Raw genomic sequence first — 5,863 nt, 5'->3', positions numbered from 1 at the left:
TGTAAATCATATGTAAAAAAATGGTATGATTAATCAAGTAAGAAATGATTGGAAGAAGGCAAGCAAATGAATAGCATGGAAAAAGTCAACCAGTTTAGAGATGAACGTAATTGGCGACAATTTCATAACGAAAAAGATTTGGCTATTTCTATTTCTTTGGAAGCATCTGAATTGTTAGAACTTTTTCAATGGAAAACGCCGGAAGAAGTAAAAGAAACACAATTAGAACGAATCAAAGAAGAACTGGCGGATGTATTGATCTATTCATACATGATGGCAGACAACCTTCAGCTGGATCTAGATGAGATCATTGAAGAAAAATTGATCAAAAATAATTTGAAATATCCTGTAGAAAAAAGCGCAGGTGTACGAAAAAAATACACAGAGTTGTAGAAATGTGTCATTCGGCTGTTGGAAAGAGCAAAAGAAAAACAGTAAAATGAGTCTGGAGGGAGAGAAAATGAAAAAAAAAGGAAAAGCAAAAAGATGGCTAGTCAATATCCTCTTGTTCCTCTTGTTATTAGTAGGACTAGCTTTGATTTTCAATGAACAGATCAAGGATTATCTTGTCAGAGAGACAGGAGATAAATATGCTATAGCGAATGTAACAAAAGAAGATCTGAAAAAGAATAACGATAAAGATGTCAGTTTTGACTTTGATGCGGTAGAACCAATGACGACAGAAGGGGTCATGAGGTCGCAGATGAGAGGAACAGATCTACCAGTGATTGCTAGTATCGCAGTCCCTTCAGTTTCAATCAATTTACCGATTTTCAAAGGCTTGGATAATACGTCACTACTTTACGGAGCAGGAACATTATCTCCAGATCAAGAAATGGGAAAAGGAAATTATGCCTTAGCAAGCCATCGTGCAACGAACCCTGAATTGTTGTTTACACCGCTGGAAAATTTAGAGATGGGTGCCAAGATCTATTTGACAGATTTAGAAAATGTGTATACATACAAAACATTTTTTAAAGAAAAAGTTGCTCCTACAGATACCCAATTACTGAATGAAGTCGAGGGAAAAGAAATCGTCACACTAATTACTTGTGGCGACATGGATGCAGTCACGCGACTAGTTGTACAAGGCGAACTGGAAAGTGTTACACCGATAAAAGATGCGACAGATGATATGAGAACTGCTTTCAATCTAGAGACAAAAACGTTTTAGGATACTGGGACATAAGTCGTTACAGATCAAAAACAGCCAAAGGATATGAATCGATAAGGAAAAACCAATTTGCTGAAAAAAAGAGGAACGCAAAGAGGTGCATCTCTGATTTGGTTGTTTTCTAGATAGACTTGTGTTCCAGTTTTTCTATTTTTTATATGAAAAGGCTTGCATAAATAAAAATTCGATGGTATGATGATTTTGAATAAGAAATGGATTGTTACTGTACGGCAGGAAAAACCAGAATTCAGCTAAGAAACAGTAGGCGAATTCTAGGTTTTTTTATTTTTCTTGAGAGGGCGAAGCAAAATGAAAATTGATAAAATTTTGAATAACAACGTCGTCATTTCGAAAAATGGATTCGGGGAAGAAGTCGTTTGTATGGGAAAAGGACTAGCTTTTCAAAAAAAGATTGGGGACGAGATTTCGCCAGAAGCGGTCCAAAAAGAATTTGTTTTAAGAGATTCTTTTGCTAAAAACCAATTCCAACAGCTGATGGCTGATATTCCGGCAGAGGAGATCGAATGGGTCAAGCAAGTAGTAGAACAAGCTGAAGATAAACTAAAAGTTGAATTTTCGCCTAATATTTATCTGACGTTGACCGATCATCTTCATTATGCGATCACACGAGCAAAAGAAAATATCCAACTGCCTAATCCATTATTATTTGAAACAAAAAAATTTTATCCGAAAGAATATCAAGCAGCGAAAGAGGCTCTTTTGTTTGTGAAACAAAAGACTGGTGTGGAACTTTCTGAGGATGAAGCCGGTTTTATTGCCTTTCATTTTGTGAATAGCCAGCAAGGAAACGAAGACATGCAAGTGACGATGACCGCTACCACAATGGTAAGAGATATACTGAGTATCATCAGTAAATTCTTCGGCATCGTGTTCGATGAAGAATCTTTGAATTATCAGCGTATCATTACTCATCTGCAGTTTTTTGCCCAGCGTTATCTCAAAGGGGAAGGATCTGACGAACAAGATGAGTTTCTCTACGCATTAGTTCAAGGAAAATATCCAAAAGCGTTTCATTGTGTCGAACGGATCAATGAGTACCTTCGACAAACGCAAAAACAGGAAATGGGAATAGCAGAGCAGATTTATTTAACGATTCATATTCAAAGAGTAGTAAGTGAGAAAAAAAGCATCCAATCATAAGGATTGTTACTGTATGGCAGGCAAAACCTGGATTGAAAAAATAGGTTCACGAATGTTTGTGACTGTTTTTTTCAATCTGGGTTTTTATTTTTTAAATAAAAAAGAAAGAAGGAAAAAACAATGGATAATCAAGCAGTTGGTCGTCGTGTATGGGAAGCGGTAGGAGGACAAAAGAATGTCAAAAGTTTAGTACATTGTGCTACGCGGTTGCGATTCAGATTAAAAGATGAATCTTTAGCAGATACGCAAAAGTTAAAAGAAGACCCGGACGTGATCCAAGTCGTACAAAGTGGCGGTCAGTATCAAGTAGTGATTGGCAGTAATGTAGCAGATGTTTATCAATCGATCGTGGATGAGGAAGGTCTTGCAGTTTCGGAGGATGGAAAAGAAGAGTCCAAAAATATTTTGAATCGTCTAATTGATATCATTTCTAGTATATTTACACCTTTTCTAGGGGCGATGGCAGCCGCCGGGGTATTGAAAGGATTCTTGTCATTGGCAACGGTGATGGGCTGGCTGACAGCTGATAGCGGTACTTATCAAATATTGTTTGCTGCAGCAGATGGTGTCTTTACCTTCTTACCTGTCATGCTTGCTTTTACAGCAGCTAAAAAGTTCAAAGCCAACCAGTTTTTAGCAGTAGCAATTGCTATGGCACTTGTGTATCCAGCTATCACAGCAGTTGCTGGTGCGGGAGAAGCTATCAGTTTCTTTGGGATCCCAGTGATTCTTTCACCATCTGGTTATACTTCTTCTGTCATACCAATCATTCTAGCCGTATGGGTTCAAAGTAAATTAGAGCCATTCGTAAAAAAAGTGATTCCGCAATTTCTGCAAATGATTTTAGTTCCGCTTGTCGTTTTAGTAGTGATGGTTCCATTAACATTTCTTGCTTTAGGACCAATCGGGACGGTTGCCGGTAATGCTTTAGGCGGTCTCTTCAACTCGATTTATGGATTTAGTCCAATCGTAGCAGGTCTAATCATGGGAAGTTTATGGCAAGTATTCGTGATGTTCGGCATGCATTGGGGATTCGTACCGATCATGTTTTTGAATATCGAACAATATGGGTTTGATGTATTGATGCCAATGCTTCTTCCAGCCATCTTGGCACAAGGTGGGGCTGCTTTAGCTGTAGCATTGCGAACAAAAGATACGAAACTTCGAGCATTAGGGATTTCTTCTACAGTGACTTCGTTATTTGGAATCACTGAACCAACTGTGTATGGTGTGACATTACCGTTGAAGAAACCATTCATTGCCGCTTGTATTTCTGGAGGTATTGGTGGAGCTATTATCGGATTTTCCGGAGTAAAAGCTTTCTCCAGCAGTTTGGTCAGCTTATTGACGATTCCGACTTTCATTAGTACGGTGGATGGTGTAGAGTCAAATGTGACAGTAGCAGTAATAGCTACAGGAATTGCTTTTGTTCTTGCATTCGTAGGTACATTGATTTTAGGATTTGACGAACAAACACAAGACAATCAATTAGAAAACAAACATGCGAATGCAGGAGAACCGATTACTTCAGCACGGCATACCTTAAAAAGTCCTTTAACGGGTAAAGTACTGCCATTGAGTGAAGTACCAGACCAAGTTTTTTCTTCTGGCGTGATGGGAAAAGGTATCGCTATTGATCCAGAATTAGGAGAACTAGTTGCACCTGCAGACGGAGAGATAACGACTATTTTCCCAACTGGACATGCTGTAGGGATCACAACGACTGACGGAGCGGAAATTTTGATTCATATCGGGATGGATACAGTAGAATTAAATGGGAATGGCTTTGAGATCTTAGTCAAACAAGGGGATCTCGTCAAAGCAGGAGATTTATTGATTCGTTTTGACATCGAAGCAATTAGAGCAGCTGGCTATAGCGTAATCACTCCAGTTGTCATTACGAATACTGATGCATTTGCCGATATACTTGAATTAGACCAAAAAGAGATTATTGCAAACGAAGATGTTCTAGCAATTGTAAAATAAGGAGGAAATCAGGATGCAATCACGTTTTTCAGAAAAATTTTTATGGGGTGGAGCAACTGCTGCCAATCAATTAGAAGGGGCTTATGATCGAGACGGAAAGGGGCTATCCGTTGCAGATGCTATGCCTGGAGGTAAGCAGCGCTTTGCGATTATCGGCAGTGAAGAATTTGACTGGACGATTGATCAAGAAAAATATATTTACCCGAATCATCGAGGAATCGATCATTACGATCGTTTCAAAGAAGATCTTGCCTTGTTTGCGGAAATGGGATTCAAATGTTATCGTTTTTCGATTGCCTGGACACGAATTTTTCCAAATGGAGACGAAGGTACTCCTAACGAAGCGGGATTAGAATTTTATGATCAGCTGATTGATGAGTGCTTAAAATATGATATTGAACCTGTGATCACGATTTCTCATTACGAAATGCCTCTTCATTTAGCAAAAGAATACGGTGGCTGGAAAAATCGGAAACTGATCGACTTCTATGAACGATTTGCTCAGACAGTATTAGAGAGATACAGCAGTAAAGTCAAATATTGGATGACTTTCAATGAAATTAATTCGGCCTTTCACTTTCCAGCTTTAAGTCAAGGATTAGTAAAAAGCAATGGAGCAGGAGAGTACCAAAATATTTTCCAAGCATGGCATAATCAATTCGTTGCAAGTAGCAAAGCCGTAAAAATCGGCCACGAATTGCGTTCGGATATCCAAATCGGCTGCATGATTATCTATGCAACAACTTACAGCATCGATGCCAATCCAGTCAATCAGGCAGCAACAATGATCCAAAACCAAGAATTCAATTTTTTCTGCACGGATGTCCAAGTACGTGGAGAATACCCTGCATACACAGCGCGTACCCATAAAAAATATGGAGTCGATCCGGAAAAATTAGAGCAAACGGAGGAAGACTTCCAGTTGCTAAAAGAATATCCAGTGGACTACATCGGATTTAGTTATTATATGTCTACGGCAATCAATGAGACTGATCCACAAGCAGCAACTTCAGAAGGGAACTTGCTGGGAGGAGTAAAAAATCCGTTTCTTGAGGCAAGTGAATGGGGCTGGCAGATCGATCCAGAAGGGCTGAGAATCGCATTGAATGAATTATACAATCGTTACCAGAAACCATTATTCATTGTTGAAAACGGTCTTGGAGCCATTGATCATATGGAAGAGGATGGCACGATTATTGATGATTATCGGATCGATTATTTACGTCGTCATATCGAAGCGATGGCTAATGCAGTAGCAGACGGTGTAGATTTGATGGGCTATACGCCTTGGGGATGTATCGATCTTGTCAGTGCATCAACAGGAGAAATGAGTAAACGTTACGGCTTTATCTATGTGGATCTAGACGATGAAGGAAATGGGACACTGAATCGATCAAAGAAAAAATCTTTTGATTGGTATAAAGAAGTAATTGCCTCAAATGGCGTAAACTTGTAATTAAAGCAGCTGAATGAAAAAGAACACACTTCTCACATGTGATTTGTGTTCTTTTTTTATTTTTTATGTGCTATTCTTTTAGTAAT

The 5,863-nt window shown here is 38.8% G+C and carries 5 protein-coding genes; all 5 read left to right on the top strand.

The window, feature by feature from the left end; translation table 11 throughout:
• Positions 1-66 precede the first annotated feature (66 nt).
• The 5 genes from RG571_RS11630 to RG571_RS11610 all read left to right on the top strand — a co-directional run bounded on the left by RG571_RS11630 (position 67) and on the right by RG571_RS11610 (position 5,777).
• A complete protein-coding gene (locus RG571_RS11630) occupies positions 67-393 on the top strand; it encodes a nucleotide pyrophosphohydrolase (RefSeq protein ID WP_002291148.1) in 327 nt (108 codons plus the stop codon).
• A gap of 67 nt (positions 394-460) precedes the next feature.
• A complete protein-coding gene (locus RG571_RS11625) occupies positions 461-1,174 on the top strand; it encodes a class A sortase (RefSeq protein ID WP_002317959.1) in 714 nt (237 codons plus the stop codon).
• 309 nt (positions 1,175-1,483) lie between these two features.
• Entirely contained in the window at positions 1,484-2,335 is an 852-nt protein-coding gene (gene licT / locus RG571_RS11620; protein ID WP_002338530.1) for a BglG family transcription antiterminator LicT, read from the top strand.
• A 120-nt stretch (positions 2,336-2,455) separates the two neighbouring features.
• Positions 2,456-4,321, top strand: coding sequence for a beta-glucoside-specific PTS transporter subunit IIABC (locus RG571_RS11615; protein ID WP_002333802.1), 1,866 nt, complete (start codon positions 2,456-2,458; stop codon positions 4,319-4,321).
• A 13-nt stretch (positions 4,322-4,334) separates the two neighbouring features.
• Positions 4,335-5,777, top strand: a complete 1,443-nt coding sequence (locus RG571_RS11610; protein WP_002291139.1) for a glycoside hydrolase family 1 protein — start codon at positions 4,335-4,337, stop codon at positions 5,775-5,777.
• Positions 5,778-5,863 lie beyond the last annotated feature (86 nt).

Source organism: Enterococcus sp. FR204 (assembly GCF_031143325.1).
Lineage (GTDB): Bacteria > Bacillota > Bacilli > Lactobacillales > Enterococcaceae > Enterococcus_B > Enterococcus_B faecium.
Note: the sequence above shows the minus strand (reverse complement) of the source record. Positions and strands in the feature narration are given on the sequence as shown.

Excerpts from the sequence above, each read along its gene's own strand:
- RG571_RS11630 (WP_002291148.1), top strand. The coding sequence starts at position 67 with ATGAATAGCATGGAAAAAGTCAACCAGTTTAGAGATGAACGTAATTGG.
- RG571_RS11625 (WP_002317959.1), top strand. The coding sequence starts at position 461 with ATGAAAAAAAAAGGAAAAGCAAAAAGATGGCTAGTCAATATCCTCTTG.
- licT (WP_002338530.1), top strand. The coding sequence starts at position 1,484 with ATGAAAATTGATAAAATTTTGAATAACAACGTCGTCATTTCGAAAAAT.
- RG571_RS11615 (WP_002333802.1), top strand. The coding sequence starts at position 2,456 with ATGGATAATCAAGCAGTTGGTCGTCGTGTATGGGAAGCGGTAGGAGGA.
- RG571_RS11610 (WP_002291139.1), top strand. The coding sequence starts at position 4,335 with ATGCAATCACGTTTTTCAGAAAAATTTTTATGGGGTGGAGCAACTGCT.